General features: G+C 59.7%; 20 protein-coding genes and 1 tRNA gene. 12 read left to right on the plus strand and 9 right to left on the minus strand.

What is annotated here, in order from left to right:
* Positions 1–12: 12 nt before the first annotated feature.
* Positions 13–966 (minus strand): cation diffusion facilitator family transporter, encoded by a 954-nt coding sequence (locus AC5XE7_RS04930; protein WP_495365055.1) that lies wholly within the window; start codon positions 964–966, stop codon positions 13–15.
* A 389-nt stretch (positions 967–1355) separates the two neighbouring features.
* Between AC5XE7_RS04930 and AC5XE7_RS04935 the strand changes: the two genes are divergently transcribed.
* Together AC5XE7_RS04935 and AC5XE7_RS04940 are read left to right on the plus strand one after the other, a co-directional pair.
* Positions 1356–2480 carry a metallophosphoesterase family protein gene (locus AC5XE7_RS04935; protein WP_495365056.1) on the plus strand — a complete coding sequence of 375 codons (1125 nt, stop codon included), beginning with the start codon at positions 1356–1358 and terminating at the stop codon, positions 2478–2480.
* Positions 2477–5101: an AAA family ATPase gene (locus AC5XE7_RS04940; RefSeq protein WP_495365057.1), complete on the plus strand. Its 2625-nt coding sequence runs from the start codon at positions 2477–2479 to the stop codon at positions 5099–5101. Before AC5XE7_RS04935 ends, AC5XE7_RS04940 begins: the two co-directional genes overlap by 4 nt.
* A gap of 4 nt (positions 5102–5105) precedes the next feature.
* Here the strand turns inward: AC5XE7_RS04940 and hemN are convergent, their stop codons facing one another.
* Positions 5106–6452 carry an oxygen-independent coproporphyrinogen III oxidase gene (gene hemN / locus AC5XE7_RS04945; RefSeq protein WP_495365058.1) on the minus strand — a complete coding sequence of 449 codons (1347 nt, stop codon included), beginning with the start codon at positions 6450–6452 and terminating at the stop codon, positions 5106–5108.
* A 144-nt stretch (positions 6453–6596) separates the two neighbouring features.
* Here hemN and AC5XE7_RS04950 point away from each other — a divergent pair, with 144 nt between their 5' ends.
* A complete protein-coding gene (locus AC5XE7_RS04950; protein ID WP_495365059.1) occupies positions 6597–7319 on the plus strand; it encodes a Crp/Fnr family transcriptional regulator in 723 nt (240 codons plus the stop codon).
* A gap of 12 nt (positions 7320–7331) precedes the next feature.
* Here the strand turns inward: AC5XE7_RS04950 and AC5XE7_RS04955 are convergent, their stop codons facing one another.
* The gene (locus AC5XE7_RS04955) at positions 7332–7826 is read right to left on the minus strand and encodes a hemerythrin domain-containing protein (protein WP_280198444.1); all 495 of its coding nucleotides are present in this window, start codon (positions 7824–7826) and stop codon (positions 7332–7334) included.
* A 152-nt stretch (positions 7827–7978) separates the two neighbouring features.
* On the opposite strand from AC5XE7_RS04955, the gene ccoN reads away from it, so the two are divergent.
* From ccoN to ccoS, 8 genes are all read left to right on the plus strand, one after another.
* Positions 7979–9601, plus strand: coding sequence for a cytochrome-c oxidase, cbb3-type subunit I (gene ccoN / locus AC5XE7_RS04960; protein ID WP_495365060.1), 1623 nt, complete (start codon positions 7979–7981; stop codon positions 9599–9601).
* A gap of 12 nt (positions 9602–9613) precedes the next feature.
* A complete protein-coding gene (ccoO, locus tag AC5XE7_RS04965) occupies positions 9614–10345 on the plus strand; it encodes a cytochrome-c oxidase, cbb3-type subunit II (protein ID WP_183824597.1) in 732 nt (243 codons plus the stop codon).
* A gap of 9 nt (positions 10346–10354) precedes the next feature.
* Positions 10355–10507 (plus strand): cbb3-type cytochrome c oxidase subunit 3, encoded by a 153-nt coding sequence (locus AC5XE7_RS04970; protein WP_183824600.1) that lies wholly within the window; start codon positions 10355–10357, stop codon positions 10505–10507.
* A gap of 1 nt (position 10508) precedes the next feature.
* A complete protein-coding gene (gene ccoP / locus AC5XE7_RS04975) occupies positions 10509–11363 on the plus strand; it encodes a cytochrome-c oxidase, cbb3-type subunit III (protein ID WP_183824603.1) in 855 nt (284 codons plus the stop codon).
* 193 nt (positions 11364–11556) lie between these two features.
* Positions 11557–13113: a cytochrome c oxidase accessory protein CcoG gene (ccoG, locus tag AC5XE7_RS04980; protein ID WP_495365061.1), complete on the plus strand. Its 1557-nt coding sequence runs from the start codon at positions 11557–11559 to the stop codon at positions 13111–13113.
* 2 nt (positions 13114–13115) lie between these two features.
* Complete coding sequence (locus AC5XE7_RS04985) at positions 13116–13598, plus strand: FixH family protein (RefSeq protein WP_495365062.1); 483 nt, start codon at positions 13116–13118, stop codon at positions 13596–13598.
* Complete coding sequence (locus AC5XE7_RS04990) at positions 13595–15832, plus strand: cation-translocating P-type ATPase (protein WP_495365063.1); 2238 nt, start codon at positions 13595–13597, stop codon at positions 15830–15832. Before AC5XE7_RS04985 ends, AC5XE7_RS04990 begins: the two co-directional genes overlap by 4 nt.
* The gene (gene ccoS / locus AC5XE7_RS04995) at positions 15829–15987 is read left to right on the plus strand and encodes a cbb3-type cytochrome oxidase assembly protein CcoS (RefSeq protein ID WP_183824616.1); all 159 of its coding nucleotides are present in this window, start codon (positions 15829–15831) and stop codon (positions 15985–15987) included. The genes AC5XE7_RS04990 and ccoS overlap by 4 nt, the downstream gene beginning before the upstream one ends.
* Before the next feature lie 768 nt (positions 15988–16755).
* On the opposite strand, the gene AC5XE7_RS05000 is transcribed toward ccoS, so the two are convergent.
* The 3 genes from AC5XE7_RS05000 to AC5XE7_RS05010 all read right to left on the minus strand — a co-directional run bounded on the left by AC5XE7_RS05000 (position 16756) and on the right by AC5XE7_RS05010 (position 21535).
* Positions 16756–19461 (minus strand): PriCT-2 domain-containing protein, encoded by a 2706-nt coding sequence (locus tag AC5XE7_RS05000; protein WP_495365064.1) that lies wholly within the window; start codon positions 19459–19461, stop codon positions 16756–16758.
* A gap of 526 nt (positions 19462–19987) precedes the next feature.
* Entirely contained in the window at positions 19988–21145 is a 1158-nt protein-coding gene (locus AC5XE7_RS05005; protein WP_495365065.1) for a TIGR02281 family clan AA aspartic protease, read from the minus strand.
* 21 nt (positions 21146–21166) lie between these two features.
* Entirely contained in the window at positions 21167–21535 is a 369-nt protein-coding gene (locus AC5XE7_RS05010) for a hypothetical protein (protein WP_495365066.1), read from the minus strand.
* Positions 21536–21636: 101 nt separating this feature from the next.
* Between AC5XE7_RS05010 and AC5XE7_RS05015 the strand changes: the two genes are divergently transcribed.
* The gene (locus AC5XE7_RS05015) at positions 21637–21882 is read left to right on the plus strand and encodes a helix-turn-helix domain-containing protein (RefSeq protein WP_495365067.1); all 246 of its coding nucleotides are present in this window, start codon (positions 21637–21639) and stop codon (positions 21880–21882) included.
* Here the strand turns inward: AC5XE7_RS05015 and AC5XE7_RS05020 are convergent.
* The 3 genes from AC5XE7_RS05020 to AC5XE7_RS05030 form a co-directional block, all read right to left on the minus strand.
* Positions 21879–22901 (minus strand): site-specific integrase, encoded by a 1023-nt coding sequence (locus AC5XE7_RS05020; protein WP_495365068.1) that lies wholly within the window; start codon positions 22899–22901, stop codon positions 21879–21881. The genes AC5XE7_RS05015 and AC5XE7_RS05020 overlap by 4 nt on opposite strands.
* Before the next feature lie 117 nt (positions 22902–23018).
* Positions 23019–23174: transfer RNA gene (locus AC5XE7_RS05025), tRNA-Thr, on the minus strand.
* On the minus strand, positions 23147–23539 hold the full coding sequence (locus AC5XE7_RS05030) for a GIY-YIG nuclease family protein (protein WP_495365069.1): 393 nt from the start codon (positions 23537–23539) through the stop codon (positions 23147–23149). The genes AC5XE7_RS05025 and AC5XE7_RS05030 overlap by 28 nt, the downstream gene beginning before the upstream one ends.
* Positions 23540–23541: the final 2 nt, after the last annotated feature.

The following is a 23541-nucleotide window of genomic DNA, read 5'->3' on the forward strand; positions in this document are numbered from 1 at the left end:
CCGCGGGGTGGTTCATTCCGCCCATTCCGGGTCGCCGGTGAAGACGACGGTGATCCAGCGGTTGGGTCCCTCGCCGCCGACCGCCTCGCCGATCTCGTCGCGCAGCGCATCCCATTCGCCGATGGTGCGGGCGGGCGCATCGGCGGGTACGATGAAATAAAGCTCGATTTCTCTGGATCTGCCAACCCGCGCCACATAGGCGCGATATGAAGCAAGGCCGTGCTTTTCGACAAAGGCCTGCGCCACCGTGTCGACATGCGCCTTGAGACCGGAGGGCGTGACAAGGAAGATGTCGGCCAGCGCCTGCCGGACGGTCGAGACCGGCAGCGGGATGATGAGCAGGCACACGATCGCCAGCACGGCCGGATCGATATAAGGCGAAATCCACTGCCATTCGGTGCCCTGCACGGCATAGCCGATGCAGAACGCGACCAGCAGCGCGGCGGTGATGCCTGCCGACATGAGCCAGCCCCTGACGTCGAGCCGCACGAATTCGGACCCGATCCTGCGGTTGGCGCGGGCCTCGACCATGGCGATGGAGGCGCAGGCAACCACGGTGACGACCGCATAGACGATGGCCCAGCCGAACTCGAGGTCCCGCCCGCCTTCAAGCAGGCTGCTGACCGCATTGACCAGCGCATAGACCGCGACACCGATCAGCAGCGTGCCGTTCAATCCCAGCACCATCGGCTCCAGATGCCAGAACCCCATGGAAAAGCGCTCCCGCAGCTTGCGCGACAGCCCCCTGGAAACGGCATAGGAGGTTATGAGATTGACCACGAACAGCGACAGCAGGCTCATGCTGGCGTCGATCAGCGAATAGACGCCATCGAAGATGATCGAGAACGAACCCGAAATCAGACCAAAGCAGATCCCGAGCGACGAGATCACCAGCGTCACGGCAACGGAGGTTCTGAGCACGCCGCGTTCGTCACTCAGATCGAAGAATGCGGGTTTCTCGGACATGGTTTTGCTGTGAGCCTTAGGTCTGTGATGGAAAGCGGGCCGCGATGAAGAGCGTTCGGAACGCGGCATATTCTGCGGTGCAGAATATCCGGGGTCAGCACCTCATGGTCAAGGTACACCCGAAAAAGGATCGGGATGAGTGCATTTGCAGCCACGCTCTATAGGGCAATTTTCATACAATACTGAACGCCCGCACCTCGCTGCCCCACCTCCCCTGCTGCCGTCTCACGTTTCGGCGATGGCTGCCTACGGGTGGACGATCTTCGTCGCGCAGGGTATCTGCCACAGGTGATCGGCACCAGCCTTTCGCTATCCATCCGGCCGCCGCACTCCGGCGGGCAATTGCGACGGCGAACGACAAGGTGCAACCAGCAGCCATCGGGGCAGGCATGTTTCGTTTCATCCATTCCAGCGATCTGCATCTTGGCAAGCGCTTCGGCAATTTTTCAGGTGATCTGCCGGTCAGGCTGCGGGAGGCGCGACATGCTGTCATCGCCAGGCTGGCAGGACACGCGCTGGAACATGGAGCCGGGACTGTGCTGCTTGCGGGTGACACGTTCGACACGGAAACTCCGGCCCCGGATGTGCGCCGGCAGGCGCTCGCCGAAATGGCGCATCATGCGTCCGTGCGCTGGGTGATCCTGCCCGGCAACCACGATTCCCTGCAGGCAACGCAATTGTGGACGACGCTGCGCGCGGAAGCACCGGAAAATGTGGTGCTGGCAACCGAGCCCGGCCCCATCGAACTGGCAGCCGGCGTCACCCTGCTGCCGGCTCCCTGCACCACGCGTCGTCCCGGCCGCGACCTGAGCGCGTGGATGGATGCGCAGGCGACGCCGGAAGGGGCACTGCGCATCGGGCTTGCCCATGGCGCGATCCAGAGCTTTTCCGAAGACGCCGCGGCAAGCGAGGTGATCGCACCGGACAGGGCGCGGCGCGCCGGCCTCAACTATCTCGCGCTCGGCGACTGGCATGGCGCTATGCAGATCGACCCCCGCACGCATTACAGCGGCACGCCCGAGCCCGACCGCTTCAAGCACGATCGCCCCGGCGAAGCCCTGCTGGTGAGCCTTGCCGGCCCTTCCGCCATGCCTGAGGTGACGCCGCTTGCCACGGCAAGCTTCAGCTGGAGCACGCTTGAACTTCACCTGCTTGACGGCGACGATCCCGTTCGCGCGATGGAAGCCGTGCTGCCGACAGGCAGGGACCGCCGCCATTGCCTTTCGCGCATCGTGGCATCAGGACAAAGCCATCTCGAAGGACACGCAAGACTGGTGCAGGCGGTTGAAAGTGCCGCCCCGGATTTCGCCTTCCTCGAACTCGATGATACGGATCTCGCAATCCAGTGCGAAATTGCCGATCTCGACCTGATCGACCGTGCCGGCGCCCTCCGCGAAGCCGCCAATGCGCTGCTGGCGGAGGCTTCCGACGAAAGCCGCCCGGCGGCCGATCGCGACATAGCGCGTGCGGCGCTGGCCCGGCTTTATTCCCTTGCGCAGGGAGCCACGGCATGAAGATTTCAGCGCTGCGGCTGTTCAACGTCAAGCGCTTCGGCGGACGCGGAGTGGCGATCGAAGACATTGGCGACGGCGTCAACGTGCTGTCGGAGGCCAACGAATTCGGCAAGTCGACCAGCTTCGAGGCCCTGCATGCGCTGTTCTTCCAGCCGCATTCGAGCGTGTCGGCCGACGTGCGCAGCCTGCGGCCTTACAGTGGCGGCAACCCTCTCGTGGAAGCCGACATCGCCACGGCCGAAGGGCGGTTTCGCATCACCAAGCAATATTATGGCGGCCGCTCGGCACGGGTGACGGATCTGGGCAGCGGACGGCTGATGGCACAAGCCGATGAAGCCGAAAACTTCATCGCCGGGCTGATCAGGGGCGGCAGTGCCGGCCCGGCGGGCCTGCTCTGGGTCCGGCAGGGCATTACCGGCATCGAGGCGCGCAGGAAATCCGAGGAGGACAGCGAGAAGCAGGCGCGCGCGGGCCTCCTCGAATCCGTGCAGGGCGAGGTGGAAGCCATCACCGGCGGGCGGCGCATGGCCGAGATCGCCAGAGTGGTCGGCGAAGAGATCGAGAAGCTGGTCACGAAGCGAGGGCCAAAGGCAGGCGGGCGCTATGCCGCCGCAATCGAAACCCGCGACAGGCTCGCCGCCGAAGAACAGAGACGGTCGGCCGAAGTCACGTCCCTGCGCGCAGCACTCGACCAGCGCGCCACGACTGCCAGACGGCTTTCCGAACTCGAACAGCCGCAGGACAGGCAGGAGCGCCGGGCTGCGGTCGAAAAGGCACAGGCGGCCCTGAACGCGGCAAGATCGCAGAGAGAAATGCTGAATGCTGCGGAAGCGAAGTGGCAGCTCAGCCGCGACCGCCGCGATCTTGTGGCGCAGAATCTCGGCATCTTGCTGGAGGCGCAGGAAAAGGCGCAGGCACTGCGGGGCAGGCTCGGCGAAGCCGAACTCAGGCATGTCCAGACCGCCGAAAAGCGGCGCGAAGCGGCCGCGACAATGAGCAAGGCGAGGGCACAGGCCGAAGCGGCCGAGCAGCAGGAACAGGAAGCCCGCGATCTGCTTGTCCGGCTGGATGCGGCGCTGAAGGCGCGCGATGCCGCCGAGCGTCACACAGCCTTGCAGGAGCGGCTGAAGCAGGCCGAAGACGCCCGCCTCGCGCTGGAACAGGCTGAGGCAAGGCATGCCCTTGTGAAGATCGACCCGAAAGCCATCGACGATCTTCAGGTGCTCGATGTCGAGATCGCCCGGCTGCGCGCCATCGGGGATGCCGCCCGCCCGTCCATGATGGTCGCCTATGAACCGGGTGCGGCGCACTCCATGGAGCTGGACGGTGTTGCGCTGACGGATGGCGAAGAACGCCGCTATGACGGCGAGGCGCATCTGTCGGTGCCGGGCATCGGCGCCATCACGCTGCGCTCGAACCGCCCTGCCCCGGACGACAGCAGGCTGAAGCAGGCCGTGGAAAAACGGCGCGCCTTGCTGGCCGCGCTGGAAGCCGATGGCCTTGCAGCCGTCAGGGCACGTCACGAACAAGCCCAGCAGATCGCCGTCGAGATGCAGGGGCTGCGCAGCCGCCTGTCCGCGCTGGCACCCGCAGGGCTGGCAAAGCTGCACGAAGAAGTTGCCGCGCAGGAACCCGCCGCCGCGTCCGCGACGGTCGAGATCACCGGCGAGCCGGAAGAGGTCCGGGCGGCCCACGCGCAGTCGGATGACAACCGCAAGGCTGCCAGGCAGGCGCTGCGGGAGGCCGAACCCCTGCAGCGCATCGCCGATGAGGCGTTCATCGCAGCACAAACCGATCTCGCGGCCCTGCGCGCGGAGCTTACCCAGATCGAGGCCGCCCTCGGCCCGGAGGACGGCCGCGCCGAGCGCCAGCAGGAACTTTCCGGGCAGCTCGACGAAGCCGCGCGCAAGCTGGAAGCCGACCGGGCCGAGCTTCAGAAGCTGCGCGACAGCGCCGCCGATCTGGAATCGGTCGAGGCCGCGCTTCGCCGTGCCCGCTCGGTCGAGGAAGCGGCCGAAAAGGAAGCCGCGGCGCTGCGCGAGACGATTGCCGAACTGAACGGCCTGATCAGGGCTCTGGCCGACGACGCCGTCGAAGAAAAATGGCACGAGACCAGGGAAGCCCTTTCGGCCGCGAATGCCCGCGTCGCCGCGTTTGAGAAAGAGGTCGGCGTCCTGCAAAGATTGTCCTCGGCGCTGGAGAGCGCCCGCACCGAGGCCAGCGATCTCTATCTCAAGCCCGTCATCACGGAACTGCGGCCATTGCTTGGGCTCCTGTTCGACGATGTTGCGATCAGCTTTGACGACAAGACCCTTTTGCCGCGAACCATTCTGCGCAACGGGCAGGAAGAAGAGGTGGAACGCCTCAGCGGCGGCATGCGCGAGCAGCTTTCGGTGCTGACGCGGCTGGCCTTCGCGCGCCTGCTCGCCCGCGACGGCCGCCCGACTCCGGTCATTCTGGACGACGCACTAGTCTATTCCGACGACGACCGCATCGAAAAGATGTTCGATGCGCTGCATCGCCAGTCGCGCGACCAGCAGATCATCGTCTTTTCCTGCCGTCAGCGTGCCTTCCAGAAGCTGGGCGGCAACATATTGAGGATGACCGACTGGCAGCCGTGAACCGTTACACGGCCAGCGAGTGGCGCGCAGCACCACGCCCCAGATAGCTGTCGAATTCGGCCGCGACGGAGCGCACATGGGCGCGTGCGTCGGGCTGCACCATGAAGCTGCCGTCCTGCCGGACGAGCACCTCGGGAAAGCGTGCACACATGGTGCGCGCCTCGTCGACGACCGCACCGGCTGCCGCGCCGAAACGCACCGACGCCTCGTCCACCGAAAAGCCGAAGTCGCACATCAGCCGCTCGATCACCCAGGCGCGCACGCGGTCCTCGCCGGAAAGCTCGAAGCCGCGCATCACCGGCAACGTTCCGGCCTCCACCGCCCGCCGGTAATCGCCCATGGCGGTGGTGTTCTGGGCGTAGCCCTCGCGCATGCCGCTGACCGACGATGGTCCGAGCCCGATCAGCGTTTCGCAGCCATCGTCGGTGTAGCCCTGAAAATTGCGCCGCAGCGTGCCACGACGCGCGGCCAGCGCAAGGCTGTCGCCCGGCTGGGCGAAATGGTCGAGGCCGATCGCCTCGTAGCCAGCCTCGCGAATGAGGGCAGCAGCCCGTGCCGACTGCGCCATGCGCGCCTCGCGGCCGGGCAGTGCGGCTTCGTCGATCAGTTTCTGGTGCTTCTTGAACCATGGCACATGGGCATAGCCGAACAGCGCCACCCGGTCGGGCTTCAGCGACAGCGAAAGCGCCACCGTATCGGCGATGCTGTCGACGCTCTGGTGCGGCAGGCCGTAGACGAGATCGAGATTGATGGCCGAAACGCCCCGCGCCCGCAGGCCATCGACCACGGCGCGCGTGTCCTCGAAGCTCTGCTCGCGATTGATCGCCTTCTGCACTTCGATGCGAAAATCCTGCACGCCGAGGCTGGCGCGCGTGGTGCCGACGGCGGCGATGGCGTCGAGACGCGCCTCGTCCATGTCGGTCGGATCGATCTCGACGCTGATCGACGCATTCGCGGTAAACCGGAAGGTGGCGCGCAGCGTATCGATGAGGCGCTGCAGATCCTCAGGTGTCAGCAGCGTGGGCGAGCCGCCACCCAGATGCACCGCGCCCACCTGCACCGTTTCAGGCAAGGCTTCAGCCACCAGCGCAATCTCGCGATAAAGCGTCCCGAGATAGGCGGCGACCGGCTCGTAACGCAGCGTATGGCGGGTATGGCAGGCGCAAAACCAGCACAGCCGGTCACAGAACGGGATATGAATATAGAGAGATACCGCTTCGCCGTCCTTCACCGCAGCCATCCAGCGGCACACGGTTTCATCGCCGACACCTTCATGGAAATGCGGCGCGGTGGGATAGCTCGTATAGCGTGGAGCAGTGTCGGCGAATTTGAAAGCGGTTTGCGCAGACATGAAACCTCCTTGTCATACGCAAAACTCTGACGTGAAGTAATTCATCCTGCGTTGACTCTGATCAAACCCCGCACAGCAAGACAAACTGACGCGGCGCGTCAATTGCGCTAAGGTGCTATCGATGAACCGAAAGGTGGCCAGATCGTGCGCAAGGACGTTCATACTGACGGTATTCCCGTATTGTGCGTGTCCTGCGAGGCGCGTCACAAGGGCGTTTGTGGCGCGCTTGAACCTGAGCAACTCGTTGCGCTGGCGAAAACATCGCACAAGCATCATGCCGACAGCGGTTCCGAACTGCTGGGCGACGCCGAGAAGATCGACACCTATGCCAATGTGCTGTCGGGCGTGGTGAAGCTGACCAAAACCCTTTCGGACGGGCGCCAGCAGATCGTCGGCCTGCAATTCGCGCCGGATTTCCTCGGCAGGCCATTCAAGACCGAAAGCGAGCTGAACGCCGAGGCCGCCACCGAAGTCTCGCTCTGCTCCTTTCCGAAGGCTTCCATCGAGCGGATGATGCAGGCTTCGCCCGAACTGGAACGACGGCTCTACAAGCAGGCGCTCAAGGAGCTGGACGACGCCCGCGAATGGATGGTGACGCTCGGGCGCAAGACCGCGGCAGAAAAGATCGCCTCCTTTCTGCTGATGATCGCGCGCCACATCGATCCTTCGGCAGCACCGGACCGCAACTCGGCCAGCTTCGACCTGCCGCTGACCCGCGCCGACATTGCCGATTTTCTTGGCCTGACCATAGAAACCGTCAGCCGCCAGCTCACACGTCTGCGCGCCGACAAGGTCATCACCATCGAGAACAACCGGCACATCATCGTGCCGGACCTTGCACGGCTGGAGGCCCGGGCCGGAAACTGACCCGTTCGGCCCTCACGCTTCCACGCAGCCTATCTCGGGCAATACATGCTCGCGCTCGAAGGCGACATGGCGGCGCTGGCCTTCGAAGAAGCCACGCAGCATGAAACCCAGCGCCTCAGGATTGTCGACGCTGCCGTCGCGCCCGAGCAGGAGAAGGGCTTCACTCAGTTCTCCGGCGAAGCACTCGTCCTCGACATGTTCGGCAAGCAGTCTCTCCAGCGAGCCGCGCCCTCGTCCGCGCTGCTCAAGCGCGCGCTCATAGGCCGGCAGCAGCGTTTCCTCCTCGAAACGGTGAATGCCGCGCACCAGCGGCTCCAGTTCGCAGGCGATCATCAGGCATTTGCGGCGATCGACGCTCGCCGGCAGCGAGTCGGCCACTTCCTCAAGCAGGCCGCACAGCCGCAGCATCTGCGCGTGGGCCAGTTCCACGATGGCGATCATGCTCTCCTGACAGCGCGGCTGGCGCGCCTCTCCTCCCTGCAGGGTCGTTATCCGTATGGTTTTCATTCTGCCTGACCCGATCGAATGCGACACACAATGGCTGCGGCGACGCGTCACGGCGTTGACATGGATCAATGCGCTTCACGCTGGAAACACCCAATGAAGAAGGATGCCGGCAGATGTCATCTGCGCTGCCGGGCAAGGATCGGGGACTCTGGATGACCAACGGACCATATATCGTCGGCCTGGGCCTGTTTGCGTTCATCGCCCTTCTGGGGGCGGGATTCGCAGCTGACCAGCCCTTCGCCCAGCACATGTGGGTGCTGTTCTTCGTACTCGTCGGCGCGACCTTCGTGCTGATCCGCCGCGCGCAGTTCGCGCCCGCGCAGGCGCCCGATCCGGACGCCTACATGGACGGGCCGATCCGCTACGGCTCGATTGCCACCATCTTCTGGGGGGTGATCGGCCTGACCGTCGGCGTGGTCGTGGCGTTGCAGCTTGCCTTCCCCGATCTCAACATCGAGCCCTGGTTCAATTTCGGCCGCATGCGGCCGCTGCACACTTCGGCCGTCATCTTCGCCTTCGGCGGCAACGCGCTGATCGCGACCTCTTTCTATGTGGTGCAGCGCACCTCGCGCGCACGCCTCTTCGGCGGCGATCTCGCCTGGTTCGTGTTCTGGGGCTACCAGCTCTTCATCGTCATGGCGGCGACCGGCTATCTGCTCGGCATCACCCAGAGCCGTGAATACGCGGAACCGGAATGGTATGTGGACATCTGGCTGACCATCGTGTGGGTCGCCTATCTGCTGGTCTTCCTCGGCACCATCCTGAAGCGCAAGGAACCCCACATCTATGTGGCCAACTGGTTCTACCTCGCCTTCATCGTCACCATCGCCATGCTGCACATCGTCAACAATCTGGCGGTGCCGGCATCCTTCGTGGGCTCGCGCTCCTATTCGCTGTTCTCCGGCGTACAGGATGCGCTGACGCAGTGGTGGTACGGCCATAACGCGGTCGGCTTCTTCCTCACCGCCGGCTTCCTCGGCATGATGTACTATTTCGTGCCGAAGCAGGCCGATCGCCCGGTCTATTCCTACCGGCTGTCGATCATCCACTTCTGGGCGCTGATCTTTCTCTACATCTGGGCCGGCCCCCACCACCTGCACTACACCGCCCTGCCCGACTGGGCGCAGACGCTGGGCATGGTGTTCTCCATCATGCTGTGGATGCCATCCTGGGGCGGCATGATCAACGGCCTGATGACGCTCTCGGGCGCCTGGGACAAGATCCGCACCGATCCCGTCATCCGCATGATGGTGGCAGCCATCGCCTTCTACGGCATGGCCACCTTCGAAGGCCCGATGATGTCGATCAAGGCGGTCAACTCGCTGTCGCACTACACCGACTGGACCATCGGCCACGTCCACTCCGGCGCGCTCGGCTGGAACGGCCTGATCACCTTCGCCGCCCTCTACTTCATGGTGCCGAGGCTGTGGGGCCGCGCGCGGCTCTACTCGGAACGCCTCGTGGTGTGGCACTTCTGGCTCGCCATGATCGGCATCGTCGTCTACGCGGCCGTGATGTGGGTGTCGGGCATCATGCAGGGCCTGATGTGGCGCGAATACGACGAGCAGGGCTTCCTGGTCTATTCCTTCGCCGAAACCGTCGAGGCCATGTTCCCCTACTATCTGATGCGTGCGCTGGGCGGTGCCCTCTACCTCGCCGGTGCAATCATCATGGCCTACAACCTCACCATGACCATTCTCGGCCACCAGCGCGAGGAGGAGCCGATCGGCGGCAAGGCCGCTTCGCCCCGCCCCGCTGCCGTGCCGGCCGAATAGGAGTTTGACCGAATGGCTCTTCTTGACAAGCATCGCGTCATCGAAAAGAACGCCACGCTTCTTCTGGTCGGCTCGCTCTTCGTGGTCTCGATCGGCGGCATCGTGGAAATCGCACCGCTGTTCTATCTCGAAAACACCATCGAGAAGGTTGACGGCATGCGGCCCTACTCGCCGCTGGAGCTGGCCGGGCGCAACATCTACATCCGCGAAGGCTGCTACGTCTGCCATTCGCAGATGATCCGCCCCTTCCGCGACGAGGTCGAGCGCTACGGCCACTACAGCCTGGCGGCGGAATCGATGTACGATCATCCGTTCCAGTGGGGATCCAAGCGCACCGGGCCTGACCTTGCCCGCGTTGGCGACCGCTACTCCAACGAATGGCACGTCCAGCACCTCATCGAGCCGCGCTCGGTGGTGCCGGAATCGGTGATGCCGAGCTACGCCTTCCTGAAGGACAAGAACCTCGACATCCGCAATTTCGAGACGCATCTGGTCGCCAACCGGCGCGTCGGCGTGCCCTACACCGACGAGATGGTCGAGAACGCAGTGGCCGACCTGCAGGCGCAGGCCGATCCCAACGCCGACACATCCGGCGTCGAGGAACGCTATCCGAAGGCCAAGCTTGGCGATTTCGATGGCGATCCCAACCGCCTGACCGAAATGGACGCGCTGGTCGCCTATCTGCAGATGCTCGGCACGCTGGTCGATTTCACCAGCTACGACGAGCCCGACGGCTCGCGCTAGGAGGCTTCCATGGAAACCTACACCTATCTGCGCCAGCTCGCCGATTCGTGGGGGCTGCTGTTCATGACGCTCTTCTTCATCGGCGTCGTGATCTTCGCCTTCCGCCCCGGCAGCCGCGAACAGGCCGACGAAGCCGCCCGCATTCCGCTCAAGGACGACTGACATGAGCCACAAGGAAATCGACGAAATCAGTGGCGTCGCCACGACCGGCCATGAATGGGACGGCATCAAGGAACTCGACAATCCCATGCCGCGCTGGTGGCTGTGGACCTTCTACGCCACCATCTTCTGGGCACTCGTCTACACCATCGCCTATCCGGCATGGCCGCTGGTGAATTCGGCGACCTCCGGCCTGCTCGGCTGGTCGAGCCGCGCCGACCTGCGCACCGAACTGACCGCGGCGGAAGTTGCCAAGGGCGACTATGTGGCTGCCATCGAAAAGGCTTCGGTCGAAGAGATTCTGGCCGACGACACCCTGCGCCAGTTCGCCATTTCGGCGGGCGCCGCGGCCTTCAAGGTCAACTGCGTGCAGTGCCACGGCTCGGGCGCGGCCGGTTCGCCCGGCTATCCGAACCTCAACGACGACGAATGGCTGTGGGGCGGCTCGCCCGAAGAAATCCGCACCACCATCGCCCACGGCATCCGTTTCGCCGGCGATGAGGACACCCGCATTTCCGAAATGCCGGCCTATGGCGACATTCTCAGCCGCGAGGAGATCGCCGACGTCGTGAAGCATGTCGTGGCGCTGTCCAGCGGCGGCGACCTCACTGGCCCCGGCGCCGAAACCTTCGCCAACAACTGCGCCGCCTGCCATGGTGAGGCCGGCAAGGGCGGCCTCGAGTTCGGTGCGCCGGACCTCACCGACGCCATCTGGCTCTACGGGTCGAGCCCCGCCGAAATCACCGCCCAGGTGCGCCAGCCGCGCCATGGCGTGATGCCGGCCTGGCAGGCGCGTCTCGGAGAGACGACGGTGAAGGAACTGACCGTTTACGTCCATTCGCTCGGCGGGGGCCGCTGATCCCAACCTCCGGTCCCAACCTGCAAAGGGGCCGGGCGATAAGCCGGGGGGCTGGAGGGTCCGGCAGCAATGCCGGGCCCTCTGACGCGCATGGATGTCACTGTGCCGCACCCTGTGCTTGACCCAGATCAAGCCAGCCGGGGCAGGTTCAGGGCATGGCTGGACGGCGGTTAGGTACGGTCAGGAGAAGAGTATGTCCGGCACAGTCGAGTTCGAACGCCACGACGCGCAGGCGGTCAACTCTGCCAAACTGCGCCAGCCGCTCTACGCCGCGCGCAAGAAGATCTTTCCCAAGCGCGCCAACGGCTCGTTCCGCAATTTCAAATGGCTGATCATGGCCATTACGCTCGGCATCTACTACCTGACGCCGTGGATTCGCTGGGACCGTGGCCCGCATGCGCCCGATCAGGCGGTTCTGGTCGACATCGCCAACCGCCGCTTCTATTTCTTCTTCATCGAAATCTGGCCGCAGGAGTTTTTTCTCGTCGCCGGCCTTCTGGTGATGGCCGGCCTCGGCCTTTTCCTCATCACCTCAACGGTGGGGCGCGCGTGGTGCGGCTATACCTGCCCGCAGACCGTGTGGGTCGATCTCTTCCTCGTCGTCGAGCGCGCCATCGAGGGCGATCGCAACGCCCGCATCCGCCTCGATCAGGCTCCATGGACGTCACGAAAGATCGCGCTCCGCACCGCCAAGCACGCGATATGGATCGCCATCGCGGTGGCGACCGGCGGCGCGTGGATCTTCTATTTCTCCGACGCGCCCTATCTGGCCATGGATTTCGCGACCGGGCAGGCAGCCCCCGTCGCCTACATCACCGTCGCCGTCCTCACCGCCACCACCTATGTGTTCGGCGGGCTGATGCGCGAGCAGGTCTGCACCTATATGTGCCCCTGGCCGCGCATTCAGGCAGCCATGCTCGACGAGCATTCGCTGACCGTGACCTACAACGACTGGCGCGGCGAGCCCCGCTCCCGCCATGCCAAGAAGGCTGCGGCAGCCGGCAAGCCGGTCGGCGATTGCGTGGATTGCAACGCCTGCGTGGTGGTGTGCCCGATGGGCATCGACATTCGCGACGGCCAGCAACTCGAATGCATCACCTGCGCCCTCTGCATCGATGCCTGCAACGGCGTCATGGACAAGCTCGGCCGCGAACGCGGCCTCATCTCTTACGCGACACTGGCCGACTACAACGCCAACATGGCTCTGGCGACAGGCGACGGCGCCCATGACATCCGCCCTTCGCTGGTCCGCGATGCCTCCGGCCGTATTTCCGACGCCATCTCGACCTTTCATCTTGGAAAGCTGTTCAGACCCCGCACCTTCATCTATTTTGGCGGATGGGCGCTGGTCGGCGTACTGCTGATCTACGGGTTGCTGACCCGCGACCGGCTGGAGATGAACGTGCTGCACGACCGCAATCCGCAATATGTGGTGCTTTCCGACGGATCGATCCGCAACGGCTACACGGTCAAGCTGCTCAACAAGATCCCCGAGCAGCGCACCGTCACCGTCAGCCTGGATGAGCTTCCCGGCGCGACGATGAATGTCGTGGGCCTCGATCATGAGGAAAGCAGCACCATCACGGTGACGCTGGAGCCGGATCGCGCGCGTTCGCTCAAGGTCTATGTGCGTCAGCCCCGCGAAGGGGCGAAGAGCCCCGGCAAGGCGCAGCGTCTCGTTTTCCACGTCGAGGACAAGTCCAGCCTCGATTCCGCCGACTATGTGACCAGCTTCGAGAGCCCGGAGTGAGAATGATGAGCCAGCAGTTCACCGGCCGCCACTTCCTGTTGATCATGGTCGCCTTCTTCGGCGTCATCATAACCGTCAACGTCACCATGGCCGTCTATGCCAATACGAGCTGGACTGGCTTCGTGGTGCGCAACTCCTACGTCGCGGGCCTCGAATTCAACCGAAAGTCGCGCGAACACCGCGAGCAGGTGGCGCTGGGCTGGAACACGACGGTGACCGGAACCGGCGGCACCTTCCGCTTCGCGCTGGCCGACGCCGAAGGCAATCCCGTCGCCCTGAAGGCCGGTACGGCCCAGTTCCGTCGCCCCGTCACCGATGCCGAGGATACGACGCTCGCCCTTGCACCCGCATCGGGCGGTGCGCTCGACGCACCTTTCGCGCTGGGTGACGGCGCCTGGATCGTGGAGATCGAGGCCGACGCCGGCCGCGACGTGCCATGGCACGAAATCCACCGCATCATCGTCAGGGACGGGGCCATCAGATGAGTTGCTGCGCGCCCGGAAGCGAAGATCTTGCCAGAGCGCTGGCCGCGCTTCCATCCGGCGAGGAAGTCGCCTTCGCCGCGCGCGACATGGGTGACGGGACGCGTCAGGTCGAGCTGTCGGTGCCGGACGTGCATTGCGCCGCCTGCATCCACGCCATCGAGACCGCACTGGGCAAGCTGGAGACGGTCGAGCGGGCGCGCGTCAACCTTTCCACCAAGCGCGTCAGCATTCGCTGGCGCGGCGACGACCTGCCTCCGGTCGTCTCCACGCTCGATGGGCTCGGCTATCCGCCGCATCTGTTCGACGATGCGCAGGACGGCAAGGACCCGGTGCTTTCGGAACTGCTGCGCGCGCTGGCCGTGTCCGGCTTTGCCGCCGGCAACATCATGCTGCTTTCCGTGTCCGTCTGGTCGGGCGCGGAAGGAGCCACACGCGACCTGTTCCACTGGGTCTCGGCACTGATCGCCCTGCCCGCGCTGGCCGTGGCCGGCGGCATCTACTATCGTTCGGCGTGGAGCGCCCTGCGCCACGGGCGCATGAACATGGACGTGCCCATCGCCATCGGCATCACCATGGCCTATGCCCTGAGCATCTACGACACCTGGCATTCCGGCACCCATGCCTATTTCGACGCCTCGGTGACGCTGCTGTTCTTCCTGCTCATCGGCCGCACGCTCGACCATGTGATGCGCAACAAGGCCCGCGCCGCCGTGGCCGGCCTCGCGCGGCTCAGTCCGCGCGGCGCTCTGGTGCTGTTCGGCGACGGCACCCGCGACTATCGCCCCATCGCCGAGATCGAGCCCGGCATGCGCCTTCTGGTCGCCGCCGGCGAGCGCATTCCCGTCGATGCGAAGGTCGTGCAGGGTGCATCCGACCTCGACTGCTCGCTGGTCAATGGCGAGAGCGCGCCGCTTGCCGTGGCTGCCGGGGCCGAGATACAGGCCGGCACGCTCAACCTGACCGGACCCCTGACGCTGGAGGCCACACGGCCCGCCTCCACCTCCTTCCTTGCCGAAATGATGCGGCTGATGGAAGCCGCCGAGGGCGGGCGCGCCCGCTATCGCCGCATCGCCGACCGCGTATCGGCCATGTATGCGCCGGTGGTACACCTGACCGCGCTCGTCACCTTCATCGGCTGGATGCTGGCCGGCGCCGACTGGCATCAGGCGGTCACCATCGCCATCGCCGTGCTGATCATCACCTGCCCCTGCGCGCTTGGCCTCGCCGTGCCCATCGTGCAGGTGGTTGCCGCGCGCCGCCTGTTCGAGAACGGCATCATGGTCAAGGACGGGGCTGCCATGGAACGTCTGGCGCAGGCCGATGCCGCCGTCTTCGACAAGACAGGCACGCTCACCCTCGGCCATCCGCGCCTGACCAATGTCCATGAGATCACGCCGCGCCTGCTCGGCATCGCCAGCGCGCTGGCCGCCCATTCCCGCCACCCGCTCTCGCAGGCCATCGCCGAACAGGGCGGCGGCACCCCTGCGCCTCACTTTGACAAAGTAGAGGAACTGCCGGGCTTCGGCATGGAGGCCACTGCGGGCGACACGATCTGGCGGCTCGGCCGGGCCAGCTGGGCAGAAAATGATTCGCAGGAAAGCGGTACGGTCCTCTCCCGAAACGGTGAAATCGTTGCCCGTTTCACTTTCGAGGATGAGCCCCGCGCCGGCGCGCGCGCCACGATCGCCGCGCTCAGGGCCAGCCTCGGCCCGGTTGAAATGCTGTCGGGCGATACGGAAGCGGCCTGCCGCCGCGTCGCCGGTGAACTCGGCATCGATGCCTGGCGGTCCGCCCTTCTTCCCGCCCAGAAGGTCGAGCGCATCGAGGAGCTTGCGCAGGAAGGCCGCAAGGTGCTGATGGTGGGCGATGGGCTGAACGACGCTCCGGCGCTGGGCGCCGCCCATGTCTCGATGGCGCCCGCAACCGCTGCCGACATCGGCCGCAACGCCGCCGATTTCGTGTTCCTGCGCGAGAACCTCGCCGCCGTGACCACGGCGCGTGACGTCGCCCTGCGTGCCGGCCAGCTCATCCGCCAGAACATCGGCATCGCCATCGTCTACAACATCATCGCCGTGCCGATCGCCGTTCTGGGCTATGTCACGCCGCTGATCGCGGCCATCGCCATGTCGGGCTCGTCGATCCTCGTCATCACCAATGCACTGCGGCTGATGCGCGCCGGCCGTACGGAGGATGAAGGCAAGACACGGCAGGTTACGGAGCCTGCAACGGCATGAGCATCCTCATCTATCTGATACCTGTTGCCCTGTTCCTCGGGGCCATCAGCCTGCTCGGCTTCCTATGGGCACTGCGCAGCGGCCAGTACGACGATCTCGACGGTGCCGCCGAACGCATCCTGCTCGACCCGGAGGACACGAAACCAAAGTCCTGATTCGCCTCCTCCTCTTTATGCTGCTGCACCGCAATCAAAGCGCATCCCGCCATCCGGCTGCGGCTCCGCCGCGATACACGATCACGGATAGCACGACACTCAAACGCACTCTTTGACAGCGAAACCTCCGATTCGCGGTCTCGCGTCAAAATCGCAGGCCAAAGACCGTTTCCGCCAGCACAGGTTTAACCCCGAGGACGGTTCGACTTTATAACCGGAATGAGGGAAATGGTGCTGCCACAGAGACTCGAACTCTGGACCTCTCCCTTACCAAGGGAGTGCTCTACCACTGCTCGCCTTTGGCGTTCGTCGAAAGACTGAATGAATTCAGCTACTTCGTAGTTGGTACAATCTTTCTCTGAGCTACGCAAGCCCATCGTTGCATGTGATCATTGTGACCAGGGCGCTGCCGGGACAGGAAAAGCTCCCCGATTGGTTTACGGTTCGGATTCCCTTCCATCGTTGACAGCGTTTCGTCCCACGCTTGATTTTTGAAATCTGTAAACTCAGCGGGTGGGAGACCTGCCATTGCAGAGGACAGAAGAAATCTTCCCTGTGATACCACCCGGTAGGGGAGGAAGTGACGGGTGGGGGCCAACGGGATTGCATATGGGCTCGACCTAATTTGAGGAAAAATTCTAGCTGTAAACCAATGCTACCTTCCCGTCCTCCTGTCACTGTTATTGGTCTGCTGAAGTTATTTTCGCATAAACATAACCATAACGAGATAATATTATATGATGTTAACACTTTTCCATATATATAACCCTAATGAGTAGGCGTTAACTTTATATTTATATAATGGTGATTCATGTTAACATCTACTCTTTTTTCATACAAAAGATATTCTCTCAAATCATTATCAAGAAATCTAGTTAGTTGTTCTTTTCTTATACCTAAGACATCGGTTAAATCAGATTTTTGTATTTTTATTTTTCCGGATTTTGCCTTATGCAAAATATATTCCACAAGTTTTTTCTTCCTGTCATTTAGATTACGAACAGGTTTCCATTCAACAACCTTTGCTTCGGGGAACACTTCTTCAAGAATAGCTGCCGGTATGGATTTAGTGGAGTAGATCACATACAAATGGCAATCCGGCGGGCAACAATCTCCCTCCGCTTTCCTGACAGCACCCCTGCAAGCAGCCTGAAAGATATGGTGCTTGATCTCCCCCAAGCGTGTTTTGAGGGAGTCTTCCTGACTGAAATTGTCATCAACACCAAGCTTCTTTGCTCCCCTTCCCAAGGCTTCGTAGTGGGGACCATCATACTGCAAAAGACCAACAAGAAAGACGTGCCGGCAATCAACGAAATCATTCGTAGCTGTGTGCTTGCCCCATGTACAAAACCTTACTCTGTCATCTCCAATAAATCGTTTCTGTAGCTCTTCCTCTACATTTGCAAATGTTCCATTTTCCTTGAAGTGGATTATCAGGAATTTTTCATCATCTTGAATATTCTCAATTCCCTTTACAATCCCGTCATATACCTTATTTCTGTCCAAATTTGATTTCTTGAACTGGTCTTTACCCGAACCACGATCCCAGTGATGAATCGTCAATCCTGAATAACGCTTGCCGGGACTGTGAAGGAACCTCAATCCCTTCCTGTTCTCATTCCAGTGCCGATACACTTCCCTGAAGGGGCCGGAGGCATCACATATCAGGATTGGCCCAAGGTCTTGAGGAAACGCTTCCTCGTATCCGACCAAAAATCCCCCGGTGTTGTACCTTCTATGGAGAACTCTCTTGCCAGACAGCTTCCACAGAGCTTCGACCGTCTTTCTGTCGTCGCCTCCTGTGAAGAGACCCCTCGCTTCGTTCAGGCCAACTTTGAAGCGGAGAATGTCCGGCATCTGAAAAATCGTGGTGCCGTCCGCATCCTTCACCTCTGTGGAGAGTTTTTCCAGCCGTTCGGCTAGGTCGTAATGCTTGGCTTTGGCAAAGCCTTTCAACAGATTGGAAATATCCCATCTACCGATAACCAGACTATTACTGGGGAGGATACCCTCATCCCATATCCTGACCTGACGTGCTTTTCCCTTGAAGTGGAAGTCCTTTATGTCCCTGAAAAGCTTACTTCCATTCAAGCGGACCTCAAGCATCTGCTGGGTGGTGAAAAGGACACGGGCTTCCCCGGCAATGCGATTCCCTTGAGGAACCTTGTCCCGATAGTTCTGGCTTACAAGCGTTGCAAATTCGGCATCCTTCAAACCCATCCCCTCAATGAGCTTTTTGATTTCCTCGACACGGGACAGGAAGAATATCACCCCGACATCATCACATGCCGGTGTCCTGACAAGTTGATAGATTGCCTGGCCAATGGTTGTCGTCTTGCCGATTCCGGGTGGCAGGGATGAAAGGAAATAGTCGTTGCCAAGGCTCTTGTGCCCTTCGCCCATTGCCTGAATGACCTTGGCGATTTCCTCCATGCCCTCATAGTGCTGTTTTGATGGGTTGCTCTTTTCACCTTCTGCAAAAAATTCCCTTACCGCCAACATCGTTCGTTCGGTCAAATCACCGGGATGCCGCTCAATCGTGAACCTTTCTTCGGGAAGAGGTACGTTATGGCGGTGCCCTTTCCAGCCATTCTCCTTGGCTAGCTGGAACAAAGTCCCGATGGCGACAGGGTTGCCGTGGTTCTCTCTGAAGCCTTCCCAAGTTCGGTGCTGCTCTTTTTCATCATAGTTCCCGGCCTTGGTATTTCGCGACCAGTCATCCCAGATTTCAAATGCCTTCTGGGAACCGTTCGATTCATGATGGAGAGCCATTCCGACCGTCAGCCAGACATTCCTGCCTTCCGATGGGATAGATGGAAGGGCATCCCCGACTTGATCGAAATTGATGGTGCCGTGTAGCGGAGGCGGCAGACTGTGGGTTGATCCATCGGCCTCGTTTTCATCATGATCGGCAAAGGCGGAGACGATTTCCTGCCGTGTATAGCGCTTGGGATTGCCCTCGTTGTCCCACACGATCCTGACCAGAAACGGCTTGCTTTTTTGATGAAGGCTTCCGGGTAATCTCAAGGCCCTCGAAATGTCCGAGGCATTGCTATCGCTGCCATAGCTCTTCACCATGGTAGCCATCACCCGCCTGAAATCCATTCGCCCTAGCTCGTCAGCAGGCCATTTGTCTTCTATCAACCAGTAGTAGTGAAACCGCCCCGGTGAAGTTTCAACAGTAAGAGAAGCGTCCAGAGGAAAAGACCCATTGTAGCCCTCGTCATTCTCGTTCCAAACAGCCCGAATGCGGGTGACATTCTCGCTCTTGCGCGGCCTTCCATCCGTAGCGTTGATTGTAACAGCAACGGCTTGGCCGGAACGGTTTGCGTCTCTAAGCTGGCCATGACAATCTTGAAATGATCCAGCGAACGTCTCTGCCCTGACACTTCCTGAATCAGAGAATGTTTGAAATACAAACTCCCCTTTGCACTCAAGATAATTTAAAAACTTATCTGATATGAATTTGTTCATTATAATTTCCTCATAAAAAATATACTTATCTATAGTTAGTTTCATTTACTATTACGAATTACACACAATAAAAACTCTGCCAGAAACAAATCCGCCAGAGGCTAGTCGTCGACTAGAAAAGCATGCCGAAGGACACACTCGTTGCGTACACGATTTTGGATTGCTTGCCGTCTTAATAGCCTATCTAGGGGCTAACGGGTTGACTGCAACACAGTCTCACATGAACCGGCTTCCAGTTTGTCAGACTGGCCAGAAGGGGTCACCTGTTACGTCCCTAAGGAGAAGCTATCCCTTGCAGGTCTCTGAAGACGGCTAGGGGTCAGGGTGGCCTTCGGTTTTTGCCGCAAATGCGCTTCGACGGCATCCATACATGCTCGCTATGGTTGCGTCAAGAAGAAATTAATTCTACGACCCCTAGGAGACTCGTACGCGCGCTTTGTGATCAAGGGCAGGAAAAGGCCACCCAATCCCGTAGTGACTCTGTGCGGGCTTCCTGGGCCCTTTTGGTGCGCTTCCATGAGCCGCGTTAATCCGCTGCCGAAACCATCCATCTGCCCTTCGCAAAGGTAATGTCGAATCTGGCGAGGAATGACCGCCCAAGCAGTCCGTCTATATCGCTGCTTAGTGCATCAGTTTTCTGCATTGCCACCCCAAGGACCTTCTCGGCCTTGACCTTTCCGACACGCACAGAATCCATTGTCACTCGGTTGCCCTTGGTAATTCCGTTAGCGGTGCCAAGAAGGATTTCACTATCCTTCGAATACTTCAACCCGGCTCGCTCAGCAAACGATCTGGACACCGAAACCAGCGCAGCACCCGTATCGACCACGAATCTACCCTTTATGCCGTTCACGTAGACGTCAGCATAGATAACCCCTGAGGCGTTTGGCTGATGGCGGAATGTGTCCTGTCCCGTCGCATAGTCCGTTACGCAGTCGCCCTTTTCCTTCAGGTTCACGACAAGGAAATTGAGTTGGCTGTTGTCATGCTCCCCGTTGGCTGCCACCCATGTTTGAATGGCGCTAGCTGCCTCGCAGAACTCCCGTTTGGCTTCGTATGCGAGAGACAAGCGCTTGAAGACGCCATAGCTTGTTTTTGAAGGATCGTTGATCAGGGAAATCGTCGTCAGATAATCGGATATTGCCTGATCCATGTTCCCAAGAGCCTCATTCGATCTGGCTCGAAGGTAGTAGCCGCCGGGATTTTCTGCCGTGTCCTCTATGTATCGCCCTATGGCTCTTAGCGCGGCAGGGTGGTCTCCGATTTGCTCATAGATATTGGCTGCGTACCAAGTGGCAGTGTTGGCCTTTCGACAAGAGCTATCGTAGTATTCATAGAGGGTAGCTGCATTCCGCCGCTGGCCATCCTTTGATAGCTGTTCAGCAAGATTGTAGATTGCATTCCAGTCACAAGGTTCATTATAGGCACCTGTCAGATGCCGAGAAAGAAGAGATTTCTCATCAAGAGACACAGATAGATTTGAGAAACCGAATTTATCCGAAATAATTTTCAGATTTTTATTTTTCTCATCTATCTGTTCAACTCGTTTTTTGAATTCTATTTCGTTCCTATCCTGTTTTCTTGTATGCTCCTGATAGATCAAATATCCAGCAATAGAAGATAGAATTAAAAATATCGCCAAGAATACATATATGAACGTATTTCGACCTTCATCATACTCCATTAATTTCCCGCCTTTAAAACTCTATTTTCTGATATAAGCAGGTATATTTACAGGAAAAACAATTCTCATTTCTTTTTGAATCGGTGATTTAGAAAATTTTATAGGATTTTTGAAAACATCATTAACTAGATATGTTGCTTGCTTTGTAGCATTCTTATTTCGTATTTTTGTTGCCGTTCCGTTTCCGTTCTTGTCGATAGTCATATGAACGAGAACTGATTGATATTGCCCGTTTGTGACGTTGTGGAAGCGATATTCGTTCTTCCGAATGAAATGCTGAAGCTCACTTTTGACGCCTGCTCTCCACTTCTCTATTTCTGGCGAACCAGCATTTGCCGTGCCTATCGCAACGATAAAAATACCGAGCGCCAAAATGATGCGTTTGAACATGATTCCCCCAGTTGCAGAGCCCATGGGCCCGCGCTGATTTGCCCTGCTATACATAATATAGGTGATAAACCGAACGCTCCGAACCTGCAATCCGTCCGTGTATGGATATGCGGAAATTGGTTGGCCGGAACGTTGCTCGCTTGCGTCGTGAGCGTGGTTTCACTCAGGAAAAATTTGCTGAGGAATCGGGTTTCAGCCAGCAGTACGTTAGCGACCTGGAGCGCGGTAAGCGCAATCCAACCGTCATCACCCTCTATGAACTGGCCCAAACACTCGGCGTGAGCCACGTCGATCTGGTAAAGCCTGATGGTGAGGACGAGGGTAATACTTCTGGAAAGCCGTCCTAGCCGGTCCCACAAGCTCCGTTTAGTTTTCTCGCAAGCTTGCTTTGGTCAGCGTGAGCGTATCTAAGGAGCATTCTTATATCCCTGTGGCCACTGATCGATGCCACTTCCGGCACGGTAAGCCCTTTCTCGAAAAATCGGGAAATCGCCTCATGGCGCAAATCATGGAAATGCAGATCGTCCAGCTTTGCCCTTCTGGTCAGCTTGTCCCATGCGAGACGCACCGCAACCGGAGTAATTGGGAAGATACGTTCATTCTGGTCTTTGGCCTTGTCGCTCATGACTGCCATGGTCGTTTCAAGAATTGCTACCGCCAAAGAAGATAGCGGAATAACCCTCGAATAGCCGTTCTTTGATTCCCTGACGGTTGCCGTGCAGCGTTCAATATCAACGTCACGGTATTTCAGGGCCAGTATCTCACCCCGTCTCATGGCTGTTTCCAGCGCCAGCCGCACAATTGGGATCAGGAACGGGTTACGGGTCTTTTTCCCGGCTTCCAGCAGCTTTTCGAGTTCGCCTTCTCGTAGCCGCCTGTCCCTCTTTTTGTCCGTTCCGGTAAGCCTAGTTTTCGAGAGTAGATCGGCTCTAAGTGGCAAATCCCATTCCGTCCGAGCATTAGCGAACATATGTCGTAAAGGGCTGAATTGCCGTTTCAGTGTTACAATCGTCACCCTTCCAAGGCGTTCATCACGGTAACGTGCGAATTCAGATGGCGTTAGGTCCGAAAGTCTCAATTTAGAGATTGGATGGGAGAGGAATTGAGCTAAGGAAACAGAATCCGTCTCACGATGGCGCTTTGTAGGCAGAACCTCTTCTCGGTACCGTAGAATTAACTGACCAAGCGTAATCCGGTCCAGTTCTCTTCTGTCAGGCCCCAGTTCTGCCCTGTCCGCCAGTCTGTCTTGGTGTCTTGCCCATTCTTTTGCGTCGGCAAGCAGGGTAAATGTTTTGGTTAAAGGGGCGAAACCCTTCCTGCGAATCTGTACCTGATATTTATCACGGTGCTTACGTATCGAAGCCATGAAGAACCCTTTGCTGTGACCAGAGCGTGACCAGCAGCTAAATCAAGGGTCTTTCGGACGAGGTCGGCTTAATAGATAACTTATTGAAAAATCTATCAAATACCGGAATGAGGGGAATGGTGCTGCCAGAGAGGATTGAACTCTCGACCTCTCCCTTACCAAGGGAAAGACTTTAGGTTTATAAGTATATTGAATTTAAAAAATAAAACATGGTTTTAAAAACGGGCTTGCACGGCCCGTGCACACTATTGATTGTGATGGGCTATAAGCAGCCTCGTTCCGTCGACGGCGATTGATGTGCGGTATATTGCAGTTTGCGCATCAATCCTGAACCACTCGTTGTGCATCCTGAATTCTCCAAGAAGATCGTGTGCCTCACGCTCGGCAATGATGGCGTACAGCCTGCTGTCAAATTGATGCTGATACGATACCCGAAGTTTAATGGGGCAGTTGGCCTGAACGTGAGACAGCCTTGTCGGCACGTCCTTCGCTATTCCAACCTTGGCGAACTGACCTCCTGTGAACACGTAAATGCTGACGCGCTCGCCCCTGTCGTATGTATCAGAGGCGCCCCTTGAAAGAAACATTGGCAGGTTCATCATAGATGAAACCGCCTCCAGTCGTCCTGCAGTAAGCATTG

This window comes from Aquamicrobium sp. YD-1-mutant5 (assembly GCF_059509755.1).

What these genes read in the sequence shown, in the direction of transcription:
- AC5XE7_RS04990 (WP_495365063.1), top strand. Translation starts at nt 13,595, where the DNA reads ATGAGTTGCTGCGCGCCCGGAAGCGAAGATCTTGCCAGAGCGCTGGCC.
- AC5XE7_RS04930 (WP_495365055.1), bottom strand. Translation starts at nt 966, where the DNA reads ATGTCCGAGAAACCCGCATTCTTCGATCTGAGTGACGAACGCGGCGTG.
- ccoP (WP_183824603.1), top strand. Translation starts at nt 10,509, where the DNA reads ATGAGCCACAAGGAAATCGACGAAATCAGTGGCGTCGCCACGACCGGC.
- AC5XE7_RS05020 (WP_495365068.1), bottom strand. Translation starts at nt 22,901, where the DNA reads ATGGCTTCGATACGTAAGCACCGTGATAAATATCAGGTACAGATTCGC.
- AC5XE7_RS04970 (WP_183824600.1), top strand. Translation starts at nt 10,355, where the DNA reads ATGGAAACCTACACCTATCTGCGCCAGCTCGCCGATTCGTGGGGGCTG.
- AC5XE7_RS05030 (WP_495365069.1), bottom strand. Translation starts at nt 23,539, where the DNA reads ATGCTTACTGCAGGACGACTGGAGGCGGTTTCATCTATGATGAACCTG.
- ccoS (WP_183824616.1), top strand. Translation starts at nt 15,829, where the DNA reads ATGAGCATCCTCATCTATCTGATACCTGTTGCCCTGTTCCTCGGGGCC.
- AC5XE7_RS05000 (WP_495365064.1), bottom strand. Translation starts at nt 19,461, where the DNA reads ATGAACAAATTCATATCAGATAAGTTTTTAAATTATCTTGAGTGCAAA.
- AC5XE7_RS05015 (WP_495365067.1), top strand. Translation starts at nt 21,637, where the DNA reads ATGGATATGCGGAAATTGGTTGGCCGGAACGTTGCTCGCTTGCGTCGT.
- ccoO (WP_183824597.1), top strand. Translation starts at nt 9,614, where the DNA reads ATGGCTCTTCTTGACAAGCATCGCGTCATCGAAAAGAACGCCACGCTT.
- ccoN (WP_495365060.1), top strand. Translation starts at nt 7,979, where the DNA reads ATGACCAACGGACCATATATCGTCGGCCTGGGCCTGTTTGCGTTCATC.
- hemN (WP_495365058.1), bottom strand. Translation starts at nt 6,452, where the DNA reads ATGTCTGCGCAAACCGCTTTCAAATTCGCCGACACTGCTCCACGCTAT.
- ccoG (WP_495365061.1), top strand. Translation starts at nt 11,557, where the DNA reads ATGTCCGGCACAGTCGAGTTCGAACGCCACGACGCGCAGGCGGTCAAC.
- AC5XE7_RS04940 (WP_495365057.1), top strand. Translation starts at nt 2,477, where the DNA reads ATGAAGATTTCAGCGCTGCGGCTGTTCAACGTCAAGCGCTTCGGCGGA.
- AC5XE7_RS05010 (WP_495365066.1), bottom strand. Translation starts at nt 21,535, where the DNA reads ATGTTCAAACGCATCATTTTGGCGCTCGGTATTTTTATCGTTGCGATA.
- AC5XE7_RS04955 (WP_280198444.1), bottom strand. Translation starts at nt 7,826, where the DNA reads ATGAAAACCATACGGATAACGACCCTGCAGGGAGGAGAGGCGCGCCAG.
- AC5XE7_RS04935 (WP_495365056.1), top strand. Translation starts at nt 1,356, where the DNA reads ATGTTTCGTTTCATCCATTCCAGCGATCTGCATCTTGGCAAGCGCTTC.
- AC5XE7_RS04985 (WP_495365062.1), top strand. Translation starts at nt 13,116, where the DNA reads ATGATGAGCCAGCAGTTCACCGGCCGCCACTTCCTGTTGATCATGGTC.
- AC5XE7_RS05005 (WP_495365065.1), bottom strand. Translation starts at nt 21,145, where the DNA reads ATGGAGTATGATGAAGGTCGAAATACGTTCATATATGTATTCTTGGCG.